Consider the following 24,601-nt stretch of genomic DNA (forward strand, 5'->3'; position numbering starts at 1 on the left):
CTCACTCCCTGGCCGGCGACGGCGACTCGCCAGCCGGGGTGGTCTCGGTGTAGAGCGGGTGCTCCGGCAACTCCTCGGCTGACGAGCCGGACCGGAAGTATCGCAGCGCCGTCCAGGCGATGTAGACGAACGGCAACACGCCACCGACGATGAGGATGATGTCACCGGGCATTCGCAACCACTCGATCAACGCGTTGCCCGGCTTGGTGATATAGCCAAGCGACCGTGCTTCGAAGTAGCCGTCGTTGACCGAGTGGAACAGCTGCAACACACCCAATGGGAGCAGCGTGGCGAACACCATCCACGCCAGCCCGAGGTTCATTCCCCAGAAGGACAACCGGGCCCACTTCTCCGGCCACTTGTCGGCCGGAATTACGTAGCGGAAGGCGAACATCGCCAGGCCGACCGCGAGCATGCCGTAGACACCCATCAGCGCGGCGTGACCGTGGTTGGCCGTCAACGCGGTCCCGATCTGGTAGTACGACACGATCGGGAGGTTGATCAAGAACCCAAAGATGCCCGCGCCCAAGAAGTTCCAGAATCCAACCGCGACCAGGAACATCACTGCCCAGCGGTGCGGGAACGGCTTGTCGTCACCGGATTGCTGGCGGGAGCCCAGCTGCAAGAACGCCCATGCCTCGACGGTCAAGAAGGTCAGTGGAATGACCTCGGCGGCCGAGAAGAACGCACCAAGCGCCATGTGCTCGACCGGGGTGCCGGAGAAGTACAGGTGGTGCATCGTGCCGATCACGCCGCCGGCGGAATACAAGATGATGTCGAGGTAGATCACGCCGAGCGCGATCCGCTCACGCACCACACCGAGCAGCACGAAGATGTAGGCCACCATGACAGTGGTGAACAGCTCGAGGAAGTCCTCCACCCACAGATGCACCACCCAGAACCGCCAGAAGTCGGCCACGGTGTAGTGGGTGCCGCTGCTGGCCAGCAGACCGATGGCATAGAACACCGGAATGGCCAAGCCTGCGAACAAAAACAGCCATGGCATGTTGAGTTTCGATTCGCCTCGTAACCGGACGCGCATGCCACGCCAGATGATCGCGATCCACAGGAACATCCCGATGATCAGCAGAATCTGCCACAACCGCGGCAGGTCAAGGTATTCCCACTGCTGGGAGAGCAGGCTGCCGTGCGGGATAACTCCGTAAATCGATAGTGCCTCGGTGATCAGCGAGCCGAACACCACCAACGCGACCGCGCCCAGCAAGCCGTAGGCGAGCCAACTTTGCCGCCGCGGCTCTTTGCGCGCGATGAATGGCACCAGGAAAATGCCTCCGGCCAGGAAGGCCGCGGCCGTCCAGAACAAAGCCAACTGCACATGCCAGGTGCGGGCCAAGTTGTACGGCAGCAACCGCGCCAGGTCCAGCCCGAAGAAACTCGACAGGTCAGCGCGGTAGTGTTCGGCTGCCGCGCCCACCATCGTCTGTGCCAAGAACAGCACCGACACGATCGCGAAGAACCAGATCGTGGCTCGCTGCGCCGGTGTCAGGCTCACCTCGCCCGGTTCGCGGAACGACAGTGTCGAGGCCTGCTCGCCGTGCCAGCCGACCTTCTGGCTCCAGCGACCGTAAATGGCGAACATGACCCCGATGCCGCCCAGAAGTGCGACGAGCGACAACGCCGACCACACGACCACTGACGCGGTCGGGTGGTTGTCGACGCGTTGCTCGGGTGGCCAGTTGTTGGTGTAGCTGTAGATGTGACCGGGCCGCTGCGCCGCCGAAGCCCACGCGGTCCAGGCGAAGAACGCGGTGAGGTCGTGGATCTCCGCCTTGTCGGTGATCATTTTGGGCCGCAGCCCGTATTTGGTGGTGTCCTCCCCGAAGTAGTTCGCGTAATACCGCTCGATGTCGCGGAACGCCCGCGCTTGCCGGTCGGTCAACACCAGGGTCTTGGTCTCGGCGTTATAGCGGTTGGTGCGAAACTCATTCGCCACCCGCTCGTGCGGATGTGCCACGCCTTGGGCACGGAACTGCTCGGCGACGTTGTCAGTGGCCATCCGCAGGTATTCGGCCGTGTAGTCCGGTCCCAGGTAAGCGCCATGACCGAGCACCGACCCATACTCCATTAGTCCGCGCCCTTGATAGAGCTCCTGACCGCGGGTGACATCCTCCTTGGTGAACAAGGCCTGGCCGGACTCGGTGATCACTTTGTTTGGCAGTGGCATCGACGCGCTATACGTGCGGAAGACGAGGATGCCCAATACCAGGAAGCCGAAGATCAGCACCAGAGCCACACCCTGAACCCAGCCCTTGCCGATCAGCGGCTCTGGGTTTGCATCTCTGAGAGACCGTGATTGCGCCGGTTCAGTCGTCATACCGATCGTCCTCTCGACGGTGGAGGAATTGTTGGGTATTTAACTCGCCACGGCTCGGCGGCACAGCGGATTCGCACTGCAAGACCTGCCGACATTCAGGTGGCCCTCGACCTTCCCAGTTGTGACTTCTGGCCCTGACGCAGCGCCTATACGCGGAGGACATTGACACGCATGGAGTACTTGCCGGGCTTTGACGCGGCTTTCCTGAAAGCCGAGGACTCGGATCCGCATGTGAGTCTCGCTGTGGGCGCGCTGGCGGTCGTTGAAGGTCCGATGCCTGAACATGGCTCGTTTGTCGATCGTTTGCGGCCCCGGTTAACCGAGGTTCCGCGCCTCCAGCAGGTACTGCGTGTCCAGCCGCTTGACCTCAGCGCACCGGTATGGGTGGACGACCCGAGCTTCGATCTGACCCATCATGTCCGACGGGCCGCCGTCCCTCATCCCGGCGACACCGCCGCACTGTTCCGGTTGGCGGCGGATCTGATGGAGCGCCGCATCGATCGGGACCACCCGCTATGGGAGTGCTGGTTGATCGAAGGCCTCAGCGACGGCCAATGGGCGATCCTGATGAAGCTCCACCATTGCATCGCCGATGGCATCGCCACGATGCACCTGCTCTCCCACTTCTCCGACGAGGGCGGCGTTGAGACGTTCGTGTCCGAGATCCGCGCGGCCAAAGAGCCCTCGCATGGCTTCCACGCACCGACGTTGACGCTCAACCCGCTGAGTTTGGTCCGCGGGATGTGGAACGCGTCTGTGTCTGTGTCGGGTGCCGTGGCGCGGGCGATCGGCGGGGCGGCTGAGATCGCGGCCAAGTTGGCTCGGCCCGCAGACCCATCTGGGCTGGCCGGCCCGGTCACGAATATGCGTCGCTACGCTGCGGTACGGGTGCCGCTCGACGAGGTGGCCCATGTGTGCCGCAACTTCGATGTGACGATCAATGATGTTGCGCTAACCGCGATTACCAATAGTTATCGGGCGGCGTTGCTTCGCCGCGGCGAGCGCCCGCGCAGCCGGTCGTTGCCCACCTTGGTACCGGTGTCAGTGCGCTCCAACGCATCCCAAAGCGCGCTGGACAATCGCGTATCGCTCATGCTGCCCTATCTTCCCGTGGAGGACTCCGACCTGCTGCGGCAGTTGCAGGCTGTTCATGCCCGACTGGCAAAGGCAAAGACCAGCGGACAACGCCAAGTAGGGAGCGCGCTTGTGCTGGCCACGAAACTTGTCCCGTTTGCCGCCACCGCATGGACGCTTCGGGTCTTGACCCGGCTGCCGCAACGAGGCGTTGTCACCGTGGCCACCAATGTTCCCGGGCCGCGACGGCGATTGCATGTCGCGGGGCGAGAGGTGAGGCAGCTACTGCCGATTCCGCCTATCGCACTTGGACTTCGAACCGGTATTGCGATCCTGAGCTACGCCGACGAGCTGGTCTTCGGGATTACCGCCGACTACGACGCAGCGCCCGACGTCGACGAGCTCGCGAGCGGGATCGCTCAGGCGGTAGCGCGCCTTGCCGCGCTGAGCGAGGCGCCACCGCGCACCGCTTCGTGGGCGGTGCCGAAGAACGTGCGGTCGAATACTTCAAGGGCTTCAGGGGATAACCGATGGTGATGCAGCGTGAGCTCGAAGTCCTCGAGCGGGATCAATGCTTGGATCTACTGCAGACGGTTCACGTAGGTCGATTGGTTTTCACTGAACAGGCGCTGCCCGCGGTACAGCCGGTGAACTTCCGGCTGTGGCACGGCGATATCGTGATTCGCGTTGCCGGTGGAGAGAAATTGGCCGCTGCTACTGACAACGTTGTGGTGGCTTTCGAGGCAGATGAGCTCGACCCAGACCTGCGCGCCGGCTGGAGCGTCACGGTGGTGGGGCATGCGCAGCTCATCACCGATGCGAACGATTTGGCGAAGTTGTCGGGAATTACTTTGCAGCCCTGGGTTACCGGTCCGCACGACCACTACGTGCGCGTTCTAACCGAGCGGGTGACCGGGCGCCGGCTGCGGCCGTTAATCGGGTGTGCGGACACGGGGAACCATCTTGGCGACATGGCCACGGCATGACCAACTGTCCAGATCACATTCGATAGTCAGCCGCCTGGGTCAACTCGGCCATAACGGCCTCTACCAGCTTGGGAACCGCGGCTGCGACCGCCGGCGTCAAGCCCACCCCGTCCCGAGTGTCGGCGGTGTCCACCGTGAATATCACCAATTCGGCCGGCATCCGGCCCAACGCCTGCCCCAATGCGGCGGTCTGTGCCAACCCCAGGGCGTGTGTACTCACCGCGGGCATCGCTTCAAGGTCGCTCACCGACCAGCGCCTGATCCGTCCGGGCATCGAATCTTCGCATACCGCTGCGTCTATCACCAGGGCGCGCGCGGCGCTTCCCCAAGACTCCAGCAGCGCGGTCGGGTCGTCGGCCGTGGTCACTACCCGCACCCCGGCCACCGCACGCGCTGCGATTTCGTCGGAGACAGCCGGGCCGACGCCGTCGTCGCGGCGGAACCGGTTGCCGATGCCGATGACGATGGTGCCGTCGGTCAACGTCGTTCCACCGTCAGGTTCAGGAAATGCGCTGAGCACGATATGCACGGATCGTAGTTGCGAATTGCCCGCTCGCACAACGATGTCAGTGTCGCGTCGTCCAGCGACTGGTTCGCGGCCACCAGCTGCGCCATCTCATATTCGATGGCGGCCTGATTCTGCGAGGTGGGAGGCACGATCGTGGCTGTCCGGATCAAGCCGTCTGCGTCGAGTTCATACCGGTGATACAGCAAACCCCGCGGTGCCTCGCTGACACCGTGCCCAATCGCGGCCCGGGCCGGAACGTCGACGAACGGCCGCGCCGGTCGTTGATATTCGGCGATGATCCGTAGCGCCTCTTCGATGGCGTAGACCACCTCGACCGCACGAACGATGATGCTGCGGAACGGATTCCGGCATGTGGCACCGAGTCCGGCCTCGGTGGCCGCTTGCTGTGCGGTCGGCGGCAGCGCAGCTGAATTCAGCGAATACCGCGCCATCGGACCGGTCAGGTAGCGCTTGCCGTCCAGCGTGGCGTGCAGCGCAGTGGAGTGTGGCACCTGTGCCTCGGTCACGTGATCGAGGAACTCAGCCGCGGCGAAGGGCAATCCGGAATCGCGTGTGATGATTCCGTTCTCGATCGCATACTGGTCCGGCTCACTTAGTGCGAGTAGTTCGTGGTCGAATTCGGTTTCCGGGAAGTCGAATCGGGCGACTTCGGTTACGGTGTACAGCGCATCGTCTAGGGCATGGCGCAACAACTTGGCCAACGGCTTGAGCTCGTCGCGTGTTGGCACCGAATAAAAGCCACCCAACCGCACGTTGATCGGGTGGATGGCCCGCCCGCCCAGCTGCTCCATCAGACGGTTACCGGCCTTCTTCAGCGCCAGTCCCCGTTCGACGAATTCGCGGTGTTCTTTGGCGAGGCTCACTACATCCGGGTGGCCGAGAAAGTCCGGTGCATGCAGCAGGTAGATGTGCAGGACATGGCTATGGATCCACTCACCGCAGTACAGCAGGCGCCGCAGCGCGACCAGTTCGGGGTCCACTGTCACTCCGCACGCGTCTTCGATCGCGTTGCATGCGCTGATTTGGTAAGCAACCGGGCAGATGCCACAGACACGCGCGGTGAGGTCAGGTGGCTCGGTGTACGACCTGCCGCGCAGAAAAGCTTCGAAAAACCGCGGCGGTTCATAGATGTTCAGCTCAGCGCTTTCGACGGTGCCGTCGGTCAGCCGTACCCGCAGCGCGCCCTCCCCCTCGACGCGCGTCAGGGCGCCCACGCTGAGGTTGCGTTCGCTCACCGGTCGTTTCGCTTTGCGGTGAAGTTGGCGACATTGAATGTCGAGAAGACCCGCTCGACGTCATCTCCCGACATTCCGTCCCGGCGCAGCAGCGGGATCAGTGCTTTCGAATTGGGTGTGGCGGCAGGACCGAAGCAGCCGTAGCAGCCGCGGCGATACGACGGACAAAGCGCCCCGCACCCGGCGTGGGTGACCGGTCCCAGGCACGGGGTGCCGTCGGCGACCAGAACACAGGTGACCCCGCGCATTTTGCACTCGGTGCACACCGTTTTGGCCGGCAGCCGCGGTTTGCGCCCGATCAGCAGCGCCGCGAGGGTGTCCAGGAGCTGCCCGCGGTCGATCGGGCAGCCCTGAAGTTGATAGTCGACGGTCACATGCGCCGACGCCGGTGTGGAGGTGGCCAGCGTGGCGATGTACTCGGGGCGGGCATAGACGACAGACACGAATTCGTCGACATCGGCGAAGTTGCGCAGCGCCTGCACCCCGCCGGCCGTGGCGCACGCCCCGATCGTGACCAACACGGTGGACTGTTCGCGGATCTGGCGAATGCGTTGCTCGTCGGCCGGGGTAGTGATCGATCCCTCGACCAGCGACACGTCGTACGGTCCGCCGACCACGGCACTAGAGGCTTCCAGGAAGGTGCTGATCTGCACCTGTTCGGCGATGGTGAGAAGTTCGTCCTCGCAGTCCAGGAAGGTCAGCTGGCAGCCGTCGCAGGAGGCGAACTTCCAGACGGCCAACGTCGGTGGACTCATCTACAGCTCCTTGACCCGCAGCAGTGGTTCGGCGACGTCGTAACCCACCACCGGCCCGTCGCGGCATAACAGCAGCGGGCCCAGCTGGCAATGCCCGCACCAGCCGATACCGCACTGCATGTTTCGTTCCAGTGAGACACGAATATCGGCGGCGGCCATGCCTTTCGCGAGCAGCGCCTGGGCGCTGAACCGCATCATCGACTCCGGTCCGCAGATCAGCGCCGTGGTACGAGCGGGCTCGAGGGTGAGTCGACGCAGCGGCTCGGTGACCAAGCCGACCCGCCACCGCCAGTCCGGCCCCGCGCTGTCGACGGTCAATACCGCTTCCAGATCCGGAGCTTGCGCCCAACCGGCGGCCTCGTCGTAAAACAGCAAATGTCGCGGCGTTCGCGCCCCGGCCACCAGCATGACCCGTCCGAAACTCGTCCGATCGGCCAGCGTCGCAAGGATCACCGGGCGCAGCGGAGCCAGCCCACAGCCGCCGGCGACGATGACCAAATCTCGCCCGGTGCACGAGCCCAGGTCCCAGTCGGTGCCGAACGGGCCGCGAACGCCGACGACCGTGCCGGGCTCGACATCGTGCAGGGCACGGCTGACCGCTCCAACCAATCGGATGGTATGACCGATGGCCCCGTCCCCGTTGACACCGCTGACCGACATCGGGATCTCACCGACGCCGAAGGCGTACAGCATCGTGAATTGGCCGGGCCGTGGCGATGCCAACCGGTGGCCCACCGGTTCCAGCCAGATGGTTGCCGATTCAAAATTCTCGACCACCCTGCTGCGCACGCGATGCGGCACCGGCGTCATCGCCGACGCCGGCGACGGCCATGCCGCGACGTCAGTCATCGTCGCGTTTGGTAGCCGGTCTCGGCTGCCAGGGACCGTCGGCCAGTGAAGCCAATGCGTTCATCTCCTCGGTGATATCAATCCCGGTGGGACACCAGGAGATGCACCGTCCGCATCCCACACACCCGGTGCTGCCGAACTGGTCGTGCCAGGTCCCGAGCTTGTGTGTGATCCAGTGCCGGTAGCGTGACTCGCCCGATTTCCGCACGCTCTCCGGATGGGTGTAGGTGAAGTCGAATTCGAAGCACGATGCCCAGTGCATCCAGCGTTCGGCATGCTCGCCGGTTAGGTCGGTGACCTCCTCGGTGCTGGTGCAAAAGCAAGTGGGGCACACCATAGTGCAGTTTCCGCAGGTCAGACACCGGCTGGCGACGTCTTCCCAACGCGGTGACTCGCGGGACTGGACCAGCAGCTCCCGCAGGTCCCCTTCGGGCATTTCTCGGCCCATGCGATCGGCTGCCCGGCTGACCTCTTTGCGCGCCGATTCGATTTCGTTCTGATCGGCATCACGATGGGGGATCGCGGCCAGGACCCGCGACCCGTCGTCGCTGCCCACGTCGACCAGGTAGTGGCAGCCATCGACGTCCACACGCTCGGTGAGCGCCAGGTCGTAACCCGGGCCGACTTCGGGCCCGGTTCCCATCGACGCGCAGAAACACAACCCGCCCGGCTCGGTGCAGTTGACGGCCACCACGAAAGTGCGTCGCAATCGGCCCACGAATCCCTGGTCCGGATAGGAGCCGGCGCCGAGCACGCCGTTGAGGATCCCGATTGCCGACAAGTCGCAGGCCCGCACTCCGATGAACGCGTACGGCGGCGGCTGCTCAGGCGGCGTCCCGTCCGACGACCACACCCGCTGCCTGGGCGGATGCAGGAACTGCTTCCAGCTCTGAGGACCGGCCGAATGGCCGAAAAGCGCATCGTCGTCACGGTGGCGGAGCCGATACCGTCCAGGGGCGACATCCACCCCCCACCCGCGCGGCAGGTCCTCGGCCGAGGTCAGCTCCGCCAGCACGATCGCGTCCTCGGACACCGTCGGCCCGACCACCCGGTAGCCGAGGTCGATCAGTGTGGCCACTAGCTGGCGCAGCCCGGCGTTGTCGATAACCGCGCTGTCCATGTGATCCATGGTGCTCGCAGCCGTAGCCAAAATCAGGGCTTTGCTCCCCACCATTCGGCAAAGCGGATTATTTTCGCCTTGTGGAGAATAACGCGGAAGAATCCGCGTTTTCCCGGCTGGGAGCGCGCGGTTTGGTGCGTCGAATACACGAGCAGCTCGACGAGCTGTCGGCGTCCCGCGACCGCATGGAACGGCTCCTGCGGATAATCGTCGACCTCGGTTCAGATCTGGACCTCGACGTGACGTTGCAGCGGATCGTCAAGGCGGCGATGGAACTGGCCGGCGCGCGCTACGGGGCGTTGGGGGTTTACGGATCGTCCGGCAGCCTGGTGTCGTTCATCCAGGAGGGCATCGATGCCGAGACCGCCAGGCGGCTTGGCGATCTGCCGGTCGAAGAAGCCCTTCGCGTCGACGACCTGACGGCGTATCTGCACCAACACGGGATCAGCGAACACACTCCGCCGATCCGGGCGTTTCTCGGCCTTTCGATCAGCGTGCGCGGAGCCGTATTCGGCAATCTTTACTTGGGTGACGACCGGCCCGACCGGGTGTTCTCCGACGCCGATGAAGTTGCCGCGCGGGCTTTGGCGTCGGCAGCGGCAGTCGCCATCGACCACGCGCGGCTATTTCAGCGGGAGCGGGCGTCGGCAAGGTGGACAGCGGCCAGCCGCGAGATCATGACCGCGGTGCTGTCCCCGGACCGGCAGACACAATCGCTGGACCTCATCGCCCGCAGGGCGATGGAGTTAGCGGATGCCGAGCAGGCAATTCTGCTAGTGCCGACCGAGCCGGATGTGCCGGCCGACGAGATCGAGATGCTGGTCGTTGCCGCGACGGCCGGCCAGTACTCCGCCGAGGTAATCGGCCGCCACGTGCCAGTGCAGGGCTCCACCATGGGCGGCGCCATCCGCTGCGGTTCGCCGCTGATCACGAACTCATTCCAATACCCGATCGAGGGTTTCACCGATGTCGGCGAGCGCTCGGCAATTGTGATGCCGCTGCACGCGAACAACGCGACGCTGGGAGTGATCGCCGTGGCGCGCAATGTCAAGCAGCTGCCGTTCGACGACGACTACCTCGAACTAGTCAGCGATTTCGCCAGACACGCTGCCATCGCGTTGGCGCTGGCCGAAGCCCGCGAACACGCTCGGGAAGTGGAGATCCTGGCCGACCGCGAGCGGATCGCCCAAGACTTGCACGATCACGTGATCCAGAAACTTTTTGCTGCCGGCCTGGATTTACAGGGCACCATCGCGCGCGCTCGCTCTCCCGAGGTCGTTGACCGGCTTAACGGCACCCTCAACGACCTGCAGGCCACCATCGAGGACATCCGGACGACAATCTTCAAACTGCAAACCCCCGCGGATTCCGGCCCGGATCTGCGGCTGCGAATCCAGGACGCCGTCGCCGAGCTCACCGAAGACCGGGGCATCGCAACGGTTTTGGACATGTCCGGAGCGCTGACGGCCGTTACCGGCGACTTGGCCGATCATGCTGAGGCTGTCGTCATCGAAGCCGTCAGCAACGCCGTTCGCCATGCCGAGGCGACTCGGTTGACGGTGCGAATCGTGGTCGATCACCGGTTGGCCATCGAAGTCATCGACGACGGTCGCGGCATCCCGAAGGGCAATCAACGCCGCAGCGGCTTGGCCAACATGGAGCGCCGAGCGGCACAAGTCGGCGGCGAATGCTCCGTTAGTGCTGCGCCCGGCGGCGGCACCCGCGTGTACTGGGCGGCTCCGCTGTTGTGATGGGCCGCGGGCCTATCGGGAGGTGCTGTCGCCGGTACGTGCGGCCTCCAGCAGCAGGCGTTGTTCTGCCGCGGCCACGATGCGTCGTGCGGCGGTTGCGGCATCCGGATTGACCGACACCGAGGTGATACCCAACCGGACCAGGTGCTCGGCAAACATCGGGTTGGTCGATGGTGCCTGACCGCACAGGGACGAGGAGATACCGAATTTCCGTGCGGTGCCGATGATCTGACCGATCGCATCCAGCACCGCAGGATCTGATTCGTCGAACAGCTCGGCGCACACGTCGGAGTCGCGGTCGACACCCAACATCAGCTGGGTCAGATCGTTGCTGCCGATCGACACCCCGTCGATGCCCATCCCGATATAGGTGGGCAGCCAGTGCATCACCGAGGGCACTTCGGCCATGATCCAGCGGTGCAGGCCGCGTTGTCGGCCCAGCGGGCTGGCATCGACCAAATGCAGGCACTCTTCGAGCTCCCAGCGGGTCCGCACGAACGGAATCATCATGTGCAGGTTGGGGTTTTGCTCACGGACTCGGGCGAGCGCATCGAGCTCCAGCGCGAACAGATCCGGTTCTTTGACGTAGCGGAAGCAGCCGCGATACCCGATCATGGGGTTATGCTCGACCGGCTCATACTGCTCGCCGCCGGTCAGGCCGCGGAACTCGTTGGTGCGGAAATCCGTTGTGCGATACACGACCGGCCGGGGGTTGAATGCGGCGGCGATGCGGCCCACGGACTGCGCGAGCGCGTCCACCAGTTCGGGCTGCTCACCGCGGGCGATGAGATCGCGCGGGTGCCGGCCGGAAAGTGCCTGGGTGAGCATGAATTCCGCGCGTAACAGCCCTACTCCGTCCACGTCTTGGGCGGCGACGGTCTCGGCGGTGTCGGGCATCGCCAGGTTGACGTAGATCTTTGTTGCAGTAATCGGTGCGGCAGCAGCACCGGACGGAGCCCGCTCGACGACTGAGACTTGCGGCGTCGCTGCCCGCCCGGCGGTGACCTGTCCCTTGGCGCCGTCAACGGTGACCAGCGTTCCGTCCTGCAGATCGGTGGTCGCCCGGCGGGCGCCGACCACGCAGGGCACACCCAACTCGCGCGCCACGATCGCGGCATGACAAGTCATTCCGCCGGTTTCGGTGACCAGCGCGGCAGCCCGGCGGATGGTAGGTAACCAATCGGGGTTGGTCATCGGCGCCACCAGGATCTCGCCGTCGATCAGCCGGGTGCCCTCTTCCGGGCTGGTCAGCACCCGCACCTTTCCCGACGCCGATCCGGGTGCAGCGGGAAGACCGGTCACCAGGACATCGCCCTGACCCTGATCATCCGACGGGGCACCGCCCAGGACCGTGATCGGCCTGGCCTGCACCAGCCAGACGGTGCCCTGCGAGATCGCCCATTCGACGTCCTGCGGGCACCCGTTGTGCCGCTCGGCGGCGATAGCCAATTCGGTGATGGTGCGCAATGACTTGTCGTCGAGCACGCGGGAATTCGCCTGTGCCGGATCGAGGTCCACGACAGTGTCGGCACCCTGCGCGTCGGCCACGATCTTGAAGGTTTGGCAGCCCACCCGGGAATCGATGACCTCCAGAGTCTGCTTGTCGACCACATAGGTGTCCGGCTGCACCTTGCCCGAAACCACCACCTCGCCCTGACCGAACGCGGCCTCGATGACGACATGGTCTTCGCCGGTACTGGGGTCCTTGGTGAAGGCGACGCCGGCCTGCTCGGGTGCGATCATCTGCTGGACCACCACGGCCATGGCCGGGTCGGCGGTGAATCCACGGCTGGCCCGGTAGGTCACCACACGCGGGGTGAACAACGACGCCCAGCAGCGCTGAACCGCATCGATGAGAGCATCGGCACCGGCCACATTCGTGATGGTCTTGTTCATGCCGGCGAAGGAGGCGTCGCGCCCATCCTCTCCGGTGGCCGACGACCGCACCGCCACCACCATGTCGGTGCCGAGGCGCCGATACGCATCCACTGTCTGTTCCCGGACGACTTCGTCCAAACCGGCCTTGGCGACCAGAGCTCGCATCCGCTGGCAGAGCTCGTCGAGTCGGGCAGCGTCGCCCACCTGCGTCAACGCCTCGCGGTGCAGGGAGGCAAGATCTGCGTCGACACCGCCGGCCACCATCGAATCGAGATAGGCCGCGCGCATCAACACGAACCCGCCGGGCACTGGCAGCCCGGCTGCTATCAGCTCGCCCAGGTTGGCGCCTTTGCCACCTGCGTCGTCGGCATCGCCGATGCGCAGCGAAGCGATGTCACGGACGTAGGTGTGAGATCCCATGGCTGCTCCCGAAGCTGATTAATCAGTGCCAGGGGCGACGTTAATGACGCGCGAAGTCCCACACAGCGTCCAGTTGGCACCAGTGGGTGTGACGAAAGTCCCTCATCTCCTACCGGTTTTGCCTCGTCGACGTTGAGATTGCGCTCAGGGTCGTTGGTTGATCAAAATCACGACCCTGCGCGCAATTTCAACGCGGAGTCGCTAGGGGCTGGGCTGGCTGACAAGCTGCCACAACTGTTCGGCAGCGTGGACGGCGTCCTCGGGACGCCGGCTGGTGTCAATGCGGTGGGCCTCCGGCCATTGCGAGGCCTCTGCAGCCAGGGCGGAGGCAATCTCGGGAGTAGCGTCGGACGGGCCCGCCGGCCTGGTGGCCACTCGTTCGACCGAGGTGTCTACCGTCGTCTCGCATCGTAATTCCAGTGTGGCCGAGTCTGTTTGGACTGCGAGCTGCCGCGCCTGATCGCGGCGGCGTGGATCGCGCCAGGTGCCGTCGAGGATCACCGAATGGCCGCGCCTGAGCAGACGGTCGGCCTGGCGCAGCACCTCTGCGTAGACGGCGGCCACATTGCCCTCGGTGTACAGGCCCGCGTTCAGTACGCCGACCTCCCCCTGCAGAGCACCCGAGTCTTGCAGGGTTCGGCGCACGGCGTCGGTGGAAATCACTTCCGCCCCGACCCGGCGCGCCAGCCCCCGCGACAGTGTGCTCTTGCCCGTCCCGGGCCCACCGCCGACCAAGACCAGCCGCACTGCGCCGGCTTGTAGGTGCTCGAGCGCAATGTCGAGGTGGCGTGACGCATCGGCGGCGGCATCCCGGTGGCCCTGGGTGAACCGCACGCAATCGACCTTGGCCCGGACTACCGCTCGATAGGCGATGTAGAAATCCTGCAGCGACCGCGGGGCCGGATCCGCCGCGATTCGACGGTATTCATCCAAGAAGAACCGGGCCAGGTCGTCACGGCCGAGGAACTCCAAATCCATGGCCAGAAAACCCGCGTCATCGATGACGTCGACGTACCGAAGGTCATCGTCGAACTCGAGGCAGTCCAACAGTTCCGGGCCGTCAGGTAGACAGAAGATATCGTCGGCGAGCAGGTCGCCGTGTCCGTCGACGATCCGCTTCTCCGAAATCCGTTCGGCGAAAAGCGGTGCGCGTCCGGCGAGGAATCGCTGCGTGAGCCGGTCGACGGCGTCGAGACGCTGCCCGTCGACAACTGTGCTCGCGAACGGTCGCAACTCCGTGATGTTCGCCTTCCAGCGACCCCTGACAGCATCGACCTCGCCTTGGGACTCGATCCGTCGGCCACGCTGGGCGGTTTCGTGGAAATGCGCCAGTAGTTCGGCGATCGCGGTCAGCGCGTCGGTGACCGGTTGGCCGCGGCGCACCATGCTCGCCAACCGGCACGAGTCGGGATGGCGTCGCATGACCAGCACCGGCTCGCTGCTGCGGTTCCACGGCATCTCCAGGTGGGCCACCCCGAGATAGCTCGTGGCGGCTAACCGTCGGTTCAGTTCGAATTCGCGCTGACATGCTTGTTCGCGCCGCTCCGGCGTACTGAAATCCAGAAAGTCGGTGCGTATCGGCTTTTTGCCCTTGTAGGCCAGCTCGCCGACCAGCACCACCAGGCCGGTGTGCGTCTCATGCACCGCGGCGTAGGGCTCCGAGGGAGTTTGGCCCATGACCCCATTGTGCCGGGCGAGCGTGGTGCGCCAAACGCGGTCCGAGGGCCCCGGCAAGCGGGCAATTCGGCGTGCCCAGATGGGACCAAGGACCCTGGCAGCCGGCTGCGCGGATCGGGAACGGTCAATCAAGGGCCGTGACGAAAAGATCCGCCGCCGCGATGACTTCGTCCAAAACCCTCACCGCATTCAAAGGAGCGCACGGTGGTTGAAGAGCCGAAGAAATACGGATTGCTGGTCGCAGTGGATGGGTCCGATGAGTCACGTGCCGCCATATCGTGGGCGGCGCGGGAATCATGCCTGCGCCACGAAGCGGTCACACTGATGCATGTTGTCCAACCGGTGGTTGTCAGTTGGCCGATCGCAGTGGAGCAGGCGACCATTGCGAAATGGCAAGAGGACAACGCGCGTGAAGTTATCGCGCTGGCGCGCAACGAGTTTACTGCTGCCAGAGAAGGATCGCAGCCCTGCGACGTCGCGACCGAGATTCGATATTCCAATGTTGTGCACGCCCTGGTCGACGCCTCAAAGGACGCACGGATGATCGTCGTGGGGAGCCGGGGCAGGGGAGCGCTCAGCCGGATCCTGTTGGGGTCGGTGAGCAGCGGGGTTCTGCACCATGCGGATTGTCCGGTGGTGATTGTTCACCGCAACGCACCGTCGCCTGACTCCGACGCGCCGATTCTGCTGGGCATCGACGGGTCGCCTGCCTCCGAGGAGGCCACCGCATTCGCATTCGAGGAAGCGGCACTGAGGGGTGTGCCGCTTATCGCGTTGCACGCATGGAGCGATGTGGGTGTCTTCCCGATCCTCGAGATGGATTGGCGCACTTATCGGGACGAGGGGGAGGAGGTTCTCGGTGAGCGGCTCGCCGGATGGCAGGAGCAATATCCGGACGTGCGGGTCGAACGGCGGCTCGTCTGTGACACGCCGGCCCGCTGGCTGATCAAAGAGTCACGGAAGGCCCAGATGGTCGTTCTTGGTAGCCACGGCCGCGGCGGCTTTGGCGGCATGCTGCTTGGCTCGGTCAGCTCGGCGGTCGCTCAGGCGGCGCAGGTTCCGGTCGTAGTGCTGCGCAGTCGGCAACCAGCATCGTGACCTAGGAGACTGAAAGAAGGCGATGGGCATGTATCCCGCCTCATCCCCAAATCCGGATAGGCAGTGGTACGGGACAGATGGCGACCCGATTCCGCCGGCTCCGATGCCGCCACCCAGACGGTCTCGGACGAAAAGGCTCGCCGTCGCGGGACTGATCGTTGGTTCGCTGGTTGTCGGCGGTGCAGCCGGTGTTGCCGCGACCAAGCTGACGCGACCTGCGCCTCCCTCGGACACAACCGTGTCAAATACGGTTGCTCTGCAACGCTGGTGGTCGGAGTCCCAAGACGACTTCATCGCGGTGCAGAACGCGTCAGAGGATGTACATGCAGCGTTTACTCGCTTCCGGCCAGGCGCACTGGGGGCGGCCTGCCAGCAAGTGCACGACACCGCCGAAGTGAAGCTGCGTGCCCATCTGCCAACTCCCAACGCCGAATTGACCGCCGAGCTGAATGCCGCTATCGAGGACTATCACTCCGCAGCACATATGTGCCTCGCTGTCGTCGCCGGCTCGGCGGTCGACTACGACGGCGAGTTCTTCTCATCGATGGCGCAGGCCAACATGCACATGATTGCAGCGCGCAAAATCATCAGCGAAGCCTTGACCAACGTGTGATCTCTCAACGGCTTCCGGCGTACGGGCTGGGCGTCACGAGCTGATGCACATTGATCAACCGGGTCAGGTCGCGGGCGGTGACAATGCCCACGAGCCCTGAGGCGTCCATGACGAGAGCGCGTTCGCCCCAACCGGGGGTCAGCCGCTCCAACAGGGCGGTGACGGGCTCCTCGGGAGCTGCGATTGGTACGCGATCCAGCGGGATGGCGGTCTCGCCAACCAGGGCGCTCGCGCGCCGGCTTGGTGGCACCTCACGCAGTTGCGCCAGCGTGATCAGTCCTGAGATCGAGCCGTCACGAGTGGCAACGGGATATGCAGAGTGTCGATCCCCGAGCAGGTATCGCTCGATGAATTCTTGCACCGTGATCTCGGCGGGCGCAGTGTGCGGATGTGGGCTCATCGCGTCGGCCACGCGAACTCCACTGAGAGCGTCCCGCACCAGAACCCGGGCTTCGTCCGCGCGGACCGCCGCGAAGATGAACCACCCGATGAAGGCCAACCACACACCGGCGACGACAGCGCCGGCGAAGAACTCCGCGAGTCCCAGCCCGATCAGAACGAAAGCAACAATGCGCCCGCCCCGAGCTGCTCCGACGGCGGCGCGAACGGGGTCACCGTGACGGCGCCAAAGCCATGCGCGCAAGATCTGCCCACCATCCAGTGGCGCCCCCGGCAACATGTTGAACAGCCCTAGCACCAGGTTGACGCCGGAGAGCCACCAGGCGACGGCGGTCAGGACATGCACGGCGCCAACGATATTCAGCCCTGCCGCGAACACGGCAAATCCCGCCGACAGCGCCAGGCTCGTCACCGGACCGGATACCGCGATCCAAAATGCTTTCCGCGGTGTGTCAGCTTGCCCGCCCAGACGGGTGACGCCCCCAAAAAGCCACAAGGTCACGTCGAGCACTTTGACGCCGGCACGACGGGCAACTATCGCATGTGCGAGCTCATGGGCCAGCAGCGATGTGAGCAGTACGACGGCACCGCAGGCGCCGGCTATCCAGTAGGCACTTCCGGAGTGTCCTGGCGCGCTGTCCGGCAGGGTCGAGGCCAAGCTCCAGGTGAACAACCAAAGAATAACCAGCACACTCCAGTTGATTCTTACTGGAAATCCGGCAATGCGTCCTATCGGGAAGCCGCCCACGTCGTTACCTCCAAAGCCCCGACGGGTAAGCGCCTGAGCGACGAACTGGCATGCGGATGCGTTCAGGTCAGAATTTAACGAGATGACTGACCCGAACGTAGGGTCATTGGTCCTCCGATCCAGGCTGTGAGCTTGGACGTGCCACGATCACCGGCACCCGAGCCGCTTGCACGACCGCCGTGCTCACCGATCCCAACAACGCGAACCCGCCCCGCCCCCGATTACCCACGACAACAAGTTGGGCTGACTCGGCAGCGTCCAGAAGATGGCGCGCGGGATGACTTGACACGATCCTGCGTCGCACGATCACGTCCGGATAGCGCTCCTGCCAGCCTGCCAGGCGCTCGGCAAGCGTTGCCGCTGCGCCTGCTTGGTGAGCCGACCACTCCGTGCTGCCGATCGCGAATTCGCCCGCGTCGCACCAGGCATGCAACGCAATTAGTTCCACGCCCCTGTAACAGGCTTCCTCGAAGGCGATTTCGGTCGCAAACTCCGATGCCGGCGATCCGTCGATGCCGAGCAGGACCGGCAGCCGAGCCTCTTCGAGCACAGATAAAGACTCGTTGTGAACCACCGCGACAGGACAATACGCCCGCTGGACCACCCCGCTGCTCACCGAGCCCAACAGGATCCTGTCCAGCAAGCTCTGTCCCTGACACCCCACTACCACCATCTGAGCCTGTTTGGAGAGCTCGACAAGCGTCGAAACGGGTTGTCCCAACGACACTTCACTCTCGATCTGAGGGCCAGCCTCGCCGGCCAGGCCTTCAATGACGTTTCTGGCCTCGTCGATAAGTTTCTGCCCGACTGCCTTCTGCGCGTGACTGGGTTCAGCAGGGACTGGAACCGCTGCGTAGATCACATGAACGAGGAAAAGGGGAAGCTTACGCATGACCGCGTCACGAGCCGCCCACTGTACCGCCATCCGCGATGGTGCTGATCCGTCGACGCCCACCACGATCCCGTGACGCGCAACGCGGCCAACCATTCCTGCACTCCTGCCAGCGGCATAAGAGGATCTGCTCGAAGGCGGATCCCCGTCTTCGGACGGTGGGTCAAGCAGGGATTTACATCCCCTCATTACCTGCCCTTCGAGCAGATCCACAAATTAGTCTGGGCTTGCACCATGCACGGCAGTAGGGTCCAAAGTCCATTTGTCCGGGTCCGAAAGGCAGGGACTTCACTGGCTTTCACCGGTCGGAATTGCTGGCATACCGACTACCGTCCAGGTTCGCCGTTGAGTGCCGCCGGTTGGCCTCGACGCGGCGCTTGATTCCGAGCAGCATGCCCCGAGTCAGCAGGGCGCCGATCGGTTCGGCGAGTTCGGCTGCCAGCACCTCGCCCGGGTGCCGCATCCCAAGTCGACGGCGAACGACCAGCCGGCAACGGTCCTCCCAGTGCGGCATGATGTGCAACGACCACACCGCATCCCAGGGAAGCTCAGGCGGCGCCGCCCGCAAGACGATCCGCTCGTTGGGAACCACGTCCACCACCCGCAGCGCCACGCCGTCGCGCAGACCCATCCAGCCCTTCGGCGCCAGCCGCACGACATCGCCGACGGCAAGGTGCTGCCACTCCGGGTGGATACGGCCGGCGTTGCGGAACCGCAGTCCGAACAGGTTCTCCAGCGTCTCGAAACTGTAAAGCCCACCGCGATCCTGGCCGATCTGCACCAACCAGGGCCACACCTCGTCGGCGGACGCATCAATCGATACCGCCTCGGTTGTTTGCACCGCCGGAGCCTTGACCAGCTCGTCGCCGGGCAATGCCATCGTGCACTCGTCCTTGGTGGTTCCCCAATTACGGTAGTAGCGACGCGCCGCATACAGGCCTAAACCCAAAAGGGCCAACCGAACTGCGTTGTGCCTCATGGCACAAGGCTGCGACCCGTGCCGCAGGCGTGCTAGGGCCAGAAGTCCTGAGCTGCGGCGTGAAACCAGAAAGTCCCGACCTCTAGGGGCTTTAGTCACCTCTTCGTCGCAGGCCGCTGACCTGAGTCGTATCCAGCCGTACGGTTATATCAGTGAGGTGAACGATGCCTGAATTCATGCGCCACAGCGACGCGTTCACATGGGCGATGGAAAGCGATCCACGGCTTCGGTCGACGGTGGTCACAGTGGTGCTGCTGGAACGGTCCCCTGATTGGGACACCGTGCGCGAACTGTTCGGCCATGTGAGCCGGAAACTTCCGATGTTGCGGCAACGTGTGGTGGCCTCGCTTCCGCCGGCGCCACCGCGGTGGGAAGAGGACCCGAACTTCGACATCGACTACCACATGCGCCGGGTGCCGGTACCCCCACCCGGGACGTTGGACGCGGTGCTGGAGATGGCTCGAGTGGCGCACATGCAAGACTTCGACCGGGCCAGGGCGCTATGGGAGACAACGTTGATCGAAGGCCTCCCCGATGGCCGCGCGGCCGTATTACTGAAGTTCCACCATGCCCTGACCGACGGCGTCGGCGGAGTCCAGATCGGGATGAGCCTGTTCACGCTTTCCGAAACCGGCCACCTGCGTGAGGTTCTGCCGGCTGGGCCCAACGCACCTGGGTCATCGCCGTTGGACAGATACCTCGACGCGTGGCGTTACAACGCCGGCCTGGTCAGCAAGGCCGTGACCGGTACGGTTAAGTCGGCTCCCGCCCTGATCTACCGCGGCATACGGCAGCCACTGGCCACCCTCGGGTGGGCGACGTCCACCGCAGCGTCCATCTACCGAACCGTTCGGCCGCTCAACCGGACCGGGTCGACGCTGATGACCCAACGCAGCATGATCCGTCGCCTCGGTGTACATCAGGTGCCGATGCCAGCGCTGCGGGAGGCCGCACACCGTGGTGGGGGAGCGCTGAACGACGCCTTCGTCGCCGGGGTCGCCGGCGGGTTGCGCCGATACCACGAAAAGCATGGTGTCGATGTCGGTGACCTACACCTCACTATGCCGATCAGTCTGCGCACAGACACCGATCCGATCGGTGGAAACCGGATCACGCTGATGCGGTTCGACGTGCCCGTCGGCATCGCTGACCCGGCCCGACGGATCAAGGAGATCCACGAACGCGCCAACGCCGTCCGCCGCGAACGGTCGCTGTCGTACACCCAGGCGATCGCCGGCGTCCTGAACCTGATGCCCCGGTGGTACATCGGCTCGATCCTGCGCAACGTCGACTTCGTCGCCAGTGACGTGCCCGGCTTGCCGGTACGGGTCTACCTGGGCGGTGCCCCGGTGGGGATTCAATACGCATTTGGTCCGACGATCGGCGCCGCCGTCAACGTCACGCTGCTCACCTACGTTGACACCTGCGCGCTGGGCATCAACGTCGACAGCGCCGCGATACCCGACTACGACGTGTTCCACGAGGCACTGGTCGCCGGGTTCGACGAGGTGCTGGCACTGGTGGAACCTGCTGCCACTTAAGGCTCTTCGCACCATCTGGCCGCTATTGCCGACCAAGGACCCGGTTGGCCAGGACTTAGGCCCCTATTTCGCCGATGGTCGACGGCGTTCGAATTGCTGCGTCAACAAGTCACACCGGTCGACAGGAGGGAGACCATGACCGCAGTTCAGGTTCAGCATCAGCCGCGCCCGCTATTTCCGGAGATTTCGGAGCTCTTTACGGCTTTCCCGTCGTTCGCCGGGCTTCGTCCTGTCTTCGATACCCGACTGATGCGGCTCGAGGATGAGATGAAGGATGGCCGCTACGAGGTACGCGCCGAGATCCCCGGGGTCGACCCCGCCGAGAATATCGACGTCACCGTGCATGACGGGCAGTTGACCATCAAAGCCGAGCGCAGCGAGAAGAAGGATTTCGACGGGCGCTCAGAGTTCAACTACGGTTCCTTCGTCCGCACGGTGTCGCTGCCGGCGGGGGCCGACGAGGACGATGTCAAGGCGACGTATGACAAAGGCATCCTTGTCGTTTCGGTAGGGATCTCCGAATCGAAGCCGCCTGAAAAGCATGTGCCGATTACGGTCGCGAACGGACAATGAACCGTGAGCGGGCTCGCGGCCGGGCATCGCTCGGCTGCGGGTCCACATCGTGTCCCGGCTGGCTGGGCGGTCAGTCCGATTATCCACTAACACAGCAATTTTGTGAGCCCAGTTATGACTAAGGCAATCCGTGTTGGCAACACAACACCAGAGCGAATGTTCCGCGATCGGCGTGAAGCCGGACAAGTCCTGGCCGGCCTGTTACAGGCCTATCGCGATCGGCCCGATGTCGTAGTCCTGGGCCTCGCCAGAGGCGGCGTGCCGGTCGCGTGGGAGGTCGCCGCGGCGCTGCACGCGCCGCTGGACGCTTTCGTTGTACGCAAGCTCGGCGTTCCCGGGCACGAAGAGTTCGCGGCGGGTGCACTTGCCAGCGGCGGCCGGGTAGTCATCAATGACGATGTGGTGCGGGGGCTGCGTATCACCCCGCAGCAGTTGCGCGACATCGCCGAACGCGAGGCACGCGAACTGATCAGACGGGAAGCGGCTTATCGCGACGGCCGCAAACCGATTGACGTGGCCGGCAAGACCGTGATTCTGGTCGACGACGGGCTGGCCACTGGTGCCAGCATGTTCGCCGCGGTGCAGGCATTGCGGGAGGCTGAGCCCGCTGAAATCGTGATTGCGGTGCCCGCGGCGCCCGAGTCCACCTGCCGCGAGTTCGCCGGACTTGTCGAGGACATGGTCTGCGCGTCGATGCCAACCCCGTTTCTGGCGGTAGGCGCGTCGTTTTGGGACTTCCGACAGGTCACCGATGACGAGGTCCGCGCGTTGCTGGCTACGCCCACCACGAAGCCAACTGCCGCACCGGCAGAGACACCGGCGGACGTCATCCGACGCGTCGCTGTCGACGCCCCTGCGGGTGTGCCGCCACGAGAAGTGCTGTCCGAGTTGATCGGTGACGCTCGAGTCGTGTTGATCGGCGAAAGCTCGCACGGCACCCAGGAGTTCTACCAGGCGCGGGCCGAGATCACGAAATGGTTGATCGAGGAGAAGGGGTTCTGCGCGGTAGCCGCTGAGGCGGACTGGCCCGACGCCTATCGGGTCAACCGCTACGTACGTGGGCTGGGCACGGACACCACTGCCGAGGAGGCCTTACGGGGATTCGAGCGCTTCCCGTCGTGGATGTGGCGCAACGTCGTGGTCCGCGACTTCGTCGAGTGGCTCCGCGCCGCCAATCGGGAATGCAAAGCGGACGGTCGCCGCCAAACCGGGTTCTACGGTTTGGATCTCTACAGCTTGCATCGGTCGATGCACGAGGTGATTTCCTACCTGGACAAGATCGACCCGGTGGCCGCAGCTCGTGCGCGGGCCCGATACGCGTGTTTCGATCACACGTCAGCCGACGACGGTCAGGCGTACGGATTCGCGGCCGCGTTCGGCGCCGGCCTGTCGTGTGAACGGCAAGCCATCGAGCAGCTCGTCGACATTCAGCGCAAGGCCCTTGAGTATGCGCGCCGTGACGGATTGCTCGCCGAGGACGAGTTTTTCTACGCGGAGCAGAACGCCCAGGTGGTACGCAACGCCGAGCGTTATTACCGCGCGATGTTCAGCGGCCGCGTCACGTCCTGGAACTTGCGTGACCAGCACATGGCGCAGACATTGCAAGCGCTGCTGGCACACCTCGACCGGCACCACGACAGCCCGTCGGCGCGAATTGTGGTGTGGGCACACAATTCACACGTCGGCGACGCGCGGGCGACCGAGGTGTTCGCCGACGGTCAGATTACGCTCGGCCAGTTGGCCCGCGAACATTACGGCGACGATTGTCGGCTGATCGGCTTCAGCACCTTCACCGGTACTGTCACCGCAGCCAGCGAGTGGGGCGGCGTGGCCGAACGCAAAATCGTCCGACCGGCGCTACCGGGCAGCGTGGAGGAGCTATTCCACGAAACAGGCCGCCCCGCTTTCCTTGTGGGGCCCTATGGGGATGCGGCGGCTGTGTTGCAGACGGTCAGGTTGGGTCGTGCGATCGGCGTGATTTACCAGCCGGCGACGGAAAGGCACAGCCACTACTACCATGTTCGGCCGTCGGATCAGTTCGACGCGATGATCCACATTGAGCACACGCACGCACTCGAGCCGCTCGAAGTGACCAGCCAATGGAAAGCCGGCGAGACCCCCGAGACCTACCCGACTGGCCTCTGAGGAGCTGGGCAACACGATGAAAAACCTTGTCAGCTCGAACGACCATCGGCCCGCAATCGTGACGTTGACGATGAACCCGGCCCTGGACATCACTACGAGCGCTCAGCAGGTCCGACCCACCGACAAAATCCGTTGCTACGGCGTCCGCTACGACCCAGGCGGCGGCGGCATCAACGTTGCGCGTGTCGCACACGTACTCGGCGCGTCGGTGTCGGCGGTCTTCCCCGTCGGCGGTCCGACTGGGGAGATGCTGGCCGCGCTACTCATCGACGCCGGTATCGCCTTCCACCGTATCAACATCGCTGACAAGACGCGGGAGAGCTTTACGGTCAATGAAGAAAGCAGCGGCCGGCAGTATCGCTTCGTCCTGCCGGGTCCACAGTTGAGCGCCGCCGAACAAGCCCGCTGTCTGGACCGGCTTCGCGCCGCGGCCCAGTCGGCACAGTTCGTGGTGGCCAGTGGCAGCTTGCCGCCCGGTGTGCCCGCCGACTTCTATCAATCGGTGGCAAGTGTCTGCCGGGACGTGGGGTCACGCCTGATTCTGGACACTTCCGGGGCCGGTTTACAACGCGTCACGTCAGGGGTGTTCCTGCTCAAACCGAGCGTGCGAGAGCTACGTGAATGCGTCGGGCGGGAACTTCTCACCGAAGCCGAGCAGGCCGGCGCAGCCTTGGAACTGATCGAGCGGGGCCGCGCCGAAGTCGTGGTGGTGTCGCGTGGCTCCCAGGGTGCTCTATTGGCTACCGAACAAGGGTGCCAAAGCTTTCGGGCAGTCCATATGCATTCCGGGAGCGGCGTGGGCGCGGGCGATGCAATGGTCGCTGCGATCACGGTGGGGTTGTGCCGAGGATGGCGGCTCGCCAAGTCGGTTCGTCTCGGCATTGCCGCGGGCGCCGCGATGCTCATGACACCCGGGACGGCGGTCTGCAACCGAGACGACGTCATGCGGTTGTTTGATTTCGTCGCGGAGCCGGCAGACCTTGAACCGACGTACCGTTGATGCG

At 64.5% G+C, this 24,601-nt stretch carries 20 protein-coding genes; 9 read left to right on the forward strand and 11 right to left on the reverse strand.

Going from position 1 to position 24,601, the window contains the following annotated elements:
• Position 1: 1 nt before the first annotated feature.
• Positions 2-2,335: a nitric-oxide reductase large subunit gene (locus MSP7336_RS11890; protein ID WP_069395538.1), complete on the reverse strand. Its 2,334-nt coding sequence runs from the start codon at positions 2,333-2,335 to the stop codon at positions 2-4.
• A 171-nt stretch (positions 2,336-2,506) separates the two neighbouring features.
• Here MSP7336_RS11890 and MSP7336_RS11895 point away from each other — a divergent pair, with 171 nt between their 5' ends.
• Both MSP7336_RS11895 and MSP7336_RS11900 read left to right on the forward strand, forming a co-directional pair.
• Positions 2,507-3,946: a WS/DGAT/MGAT family O-acyltransferase gene (locus MSP7336_RS11895; protein ID WP_069395537.1), complete on the forward strand. Its 1,440-nt coding sequence runs from the start codon at positions 2,507-2,509 to the stop codon at positions 3,944-3,946.
• Positions 3,940-4,395 (forward strand): pyridoxamine 5'-phosphate oxidase family protein, encoded by a 456-nt coding sequence (locus tag MSP7336_RS11900; RefSeq protein ID WP_069395536.1) that lies wholly within the window; start codon positions 3,940-3,942, stop codon positions 4,393-4,395. The genes MSP7336_RS11895 and MSP7336_RS11900 overlap by 7 nt, the downstream gene beginning before the upstream one ends.
• Positions 4,396-4,408: 13 nt before the next feature.
• Here the strand turns inward: MSP7336_RS11900 and MSP7336_RS11905 are convergent, their stop codons facing one another.
• The 5 genes from MSP7336_RS11905 to MSP7336_RS11925 are packed head-to-tail and all read right to left on the reverse strand — an operon-like array spanning position 4,409 to position 8,883.
• Entirely contained in the window at positions 4,409-4,876 is a 468-nt protein-coding gene (locus MSP7336_RS11905) for a hydrogenase maturation protease (RefSeq protein WP_069395535.1), read from the reverse strand.
• Complete coding sequence (locus MSP7336_RS11910) at positions 4,873-6,159, reverse strand: Ni/Fe hydrogenase subunit alpha (RefSeq protein ID WP_113963770.1); 1,287 nt, start codon at positions 6,157-6,159, stop codon at positions 4,873-4,875. The genes MSP7336_RS11905 and MSP7336_RS11910 overlap by 4 nt, the downstream gene beginning before the upstream one ends.
• Entirely contained in the window at positions 6,156-6,914 is a 759-nt protein-coding gene (locus MSP7336_RS11915) for an NADH-quinone oxidoreductase subunit B family protein (protein ID WP_069395533.1), read from the reverse strand. Before MSP7336_RS11915 ends, MSP7336_RS11910 begins: the two co-directional genes overlap by 4 nt.
• Positions 6,915-7,763, reverse strand: coding sequence for an FAD/NAD(P)-binding protein (locus tag MSP7336_RS11920; protein WP_069395532.1), 849 nt, complete (start codon positions 7,761-7,763; stop codon positions 6,915-6,917).
• Positions 7,756-8,883, reverse strand: coding sequence for a 4Fe-4S dicluster domain-containing protein (locus tag MSP7336_RS11925; protein ID WP_069395589.1), 1,128 nt, complete (start codon positions 8,881-8,883; stop codon positions 7,756-7,758). Before MSP7336_RS11925 ends, MSP7336_RS11920 begins: the two co-directional genes overlap by 8 nt.
• 185 nt (positions 8,884-9,068) lie before the next feature.
• Here MSP7336_RS11925 and MSP7336_RS11930 point away from each other — a divergent pair, with 185 nt between their 5' ends.
• Positions 9,069-10,634: a GAF domain-containing sensor histidine kinase gene (locus tag MSP7336_RS11930; protein WP_232320992.1), complete on the forward strand. Its 1,566-nt coding sequence runs from the start codon at positions 9,069-9,071 to the stop codon at positions 10,632-10,634.
• Between the two features lie 12 nt (positions 10,635-10,646).
• On the opposite strand, the gene ppsA is transcribed toward MSP7336_RS11930, so the two are convergent.
• Together ppsA and MSP7336_RS11940 are read right to left on the reverse strand one after the other, a co-directional pair.
• Positions 10,647-12,932, reverse strand: coding sequence for a phosphoenolpyruvate synthase (gene ppsA, locus MSP7336_RS11935; RefSeq protein ID WP_113963771.1), 2,286 nt, complete (start codon positions 12,930-12,932; stop codon positions 10,647-10,649).
• A gap of 201 nt (positions 12,933-13,133) precedes the next feature.
• On the reverse strand, positions 13,134-14,609 hold the full coding sequence (locus MSP7336_RS11940; RefSeq protein WP_069395529.1) for a bifunctional aminoglycoside phosphotransferase/ATP-binding protein: 1,476 nt from the start codon (positions 14,607-14,609) through the stop codon (positions 13,134-13,136).
• Between the two features lie 204 nt (positions 14,610-14,813).
• Here MSP7336_RS11940 and MSP7336_RS11945 point away from each other — a divergent pair, with 204 nt between their 5' ends.
• Both MSP7336_RS11945 and MSP7336_RS23560 read left to right on the forward strand, forming a co-directional pair.
• Positions 14,814-15,707 carry a universal stress protein gene (locus tag MSP7336_RS11945; RefSeq protein ID WP_069395528.1) on the forward strand — a complete coding sequence of 298 codons (894 nt, stop codon included), beginning with the start codon at positions 14,814-14,816 and terminating at the stop codon, positions 15,705-15,707.
• 238 nt (positions 15,708-15,945) lie between these two features.
• Positions 15,946-16,320 carry a hypothetical protein gene (locus MSP7336_RS23560; protein WP_139819652.1) on the forward strand — a complete coding sequence of 125 codons (375 nt, stop codon included), beginning with the start codon at positions 15,946-15,948 and terminating at the stop codon, positions 16,318-16,320.
• A 4-nt stretch (positions 16,321-16,324) separates the two neighbouring features.
• On the opposite strand, the gene MSP7336_RS11955 is transcribed toward MSP7336_RS23560, so the two are convergent.
• The 3 genes from MSP7336_RS11955 to MSP7336_RS11965 form a co-directional block, all read right to left on the reverse strand.
• Positions 16,325-17,467, reverse strand: coding sequence for a site-2 protease family protein (locus tag MSP7336_RS11955; RefSeq protein WP_069395526.1), 1,143 nt, complete (start codon positions 17,465-17,467; stop codon positions 16,325-16,327).
• Positions 17,468-17,570: 103 nt separating this feature from the next.
• Positions 17,571-18,455 carry a universal stress protein gene (locus MSP7336_RS11960; protein ID WP_069395525.1) on the reverse strand — a complete coding sequence of 295 codons (885 nt, stop codon included), beginning with the start codon at positions 18,453-18,455 and terminating at the stop codon, positions 17,571-17,573.
• Between the two features lie 202 nt (positions 18,456-18,657).
• Entirely contained in the window at positions 18,658-19,338 is a 681-nt protein-coding gene (locus tag MSP7336_RS11965; RefSeq protein WP_069395524.1) for a hypothetical protein, read from the reverse strand.
• Positions 19,339-19,502: 164 nt separating this feature from the next.
• Between MSP7336_RS11965 and MSP7336_RS11970 the strand changes: the two genes are divergently transcribed.
• From MSP7336_RS11970 to MSP7336_RS11985, 4 genes are all read left to right on the forward strand, one after another.
• The gene (locus tag MSP7336_RS11970; RefSeq protein WP_113963772.1) at positions 19,503-20,879 is read left to right on the forward strand and encodes a wax ester/triacylglycerol synthase domain-containing protein; all 1,377 of its coding nucleotides are present in this window, start codon (positions 19,503-19,505) and stop codon (positions 20,877-20,879) included.
• Positions 20,880-21,014: 135 nt separating this feature from the next.
• Positions 21,015-21,452, forward strand: a complete 438-nt coding sequence (locus MSP7336_RS11975) for an Hsp20/alpha crystallin family protein (protein WP_069395522.1) — start codon at positions 21,015-21,017, stop codon at positions 21,450-21,452.
• A gap of 114 nt (positions 21,453-21,566) precedes the next feature.
• On the forward strand, positions 21,567-23,597 hold the full coding sequence (locus MSP7336_RS11980) for an erythromycin esterase family protein (protein ID WP_181786710.1): 2,031 nt from the start codon (positions 21,567-21,569) through the stop codon (positions 23,595-23,597).
• Between the two features lie 16 nt (positions 23,598-23,613).
• Complete coding sequence (locus MSP7336_RS11985; protein ID WP_069395520.1) at positions 23,614-24,597, forward strand: 1-phosphofructokinase family hexose kinase; 984 nt, start codon at positions 23,614-23,616, stop codon at positions 24,595-24,597.
• The last annotated feature ends 4 nt before the right edge of the window (positions 24,598-24,601 follow it).

The organism is Mycobacterium shimoidei, assembly GCF_900417275.1.
Taxonomy (GTDB): domain Bacteria; phylum Actinomycetota; class Actinomycetes; order Mycobacteriales; family Mycobacteriaceae; genus Mycobacterium; species Mycobacterium shimoidei.

Excerpts from the sequence above, each read along its gene's own strand:
- MSP7336_RS11890 (WP_069395538.1), bottom strand. The coding sequence starts at position 2,335 with ATGACGACTGAACCGGCGCAATCACGGTCTCTCAGAGATGCAAACCCA.
- MSP7336_RS11895 (WP_069395537.1), top strand. The coding sequence starts at position 2,507 with ATGGAGTACTTGCCGGGCTTTGACGCGGCTTTCCTGAAAGCCGAGGAC.
- MSP7336_RS11900 (WP_069395536.1), top strand. The coding sequence starts at position 3,940 with ATGGTGATGCAGCGTGAGCTCGAAGTCCTCGAGCGGGATCAATGCTTG.
- MSP7336_RS11915 (WP_069395533.1), bottom strand. The coding sequence starts at position 6,914 with ATGAGTCCACCGACGTTGGCCGTCTGGAAGTTCGCCTCCTGCGACGGC.
- MSP7336_RS11920 (WP_069395532.1), bottom strand. The coding sequence starts at position 7,763 with ATGACTGACGTCGCGGCATGGCCGTCGCCGGCGTCGGCGATGACGCCG.
- MSP7336_RS11925 (WP_069395589.1), bottom strand. The coding sequence starts at position 8,883 with ATGGACAGCGCGGTTATCGACAACGCCGGGCTGCGCCAGCTAGTGGCC.
- MSP7336_RS11930 (WP_232320992.1), top strand. The coding sequence starts at position 9,069 with ATGGAACGGCTCCTGCGGATAATCGTCGACCTCGGTTCAGATCTGGAC.
- ppsA (WP_113963771.1), bottom strand. The coding sequence starts at position 12,932 with ATGGGATCTCACACCTACGTCCGTGACATCGCTTCGCTGCGCATCGGC.
- MSP7336_RS11940 (WP_069395529.1), bottom strand. The coding sequence starts at position 14,609 with ATGGGCCAAACTCCCTCGGAGCCCTACGCCGCGGTGCATGAGACGCAC.
- MSP7336_RS11960 (WP_069395525.1), bottom strand. The coding sequence starts at position 18,455 with ATGGTTGGCCGCGTTGCGCGTCACGGGATCGTGGTGGGCGTCGACGGA.
- MSP7336_RS11965 (WP_069395524.1), bottom strand. The coding sequence starts at position 19,338 with ATGAGGCACAACGCAGTTCGGTTGGCCCTTTTGGGTTTAGGCCTGTAT.
- MSP7336_RS11970 (WP_113963772.1), top strand. The coding sequence starts at position 19,503 with ATGCCTGAATTCATGCGCCACAGCGACGCGTTCACATGGGCGATGGAA.
- MSP7336_RS11975 (WP_069395522.1), top strand. The coding sequence starts at position 21,015 with ATGACCGCAGTTCAGGTTCAGCATCAGCCGCGCCCGCTATTTCCGGAG.
- MSP7336_RS11980 (WP_181786710.1), top strand. The coding sequence starts at position 21,567 with ATGACTAAGGCAATCCGTGTTGGCAACACAACACCAGAGCGAATGTTC.
- MSP7336_RS11985 (WP_069395520.1), top strand. The coding sequence starts at position 23,614 with ATGAAAAACCTTGTCAGCTCGAACGACCATCGGCCCGCAATCGTGACG.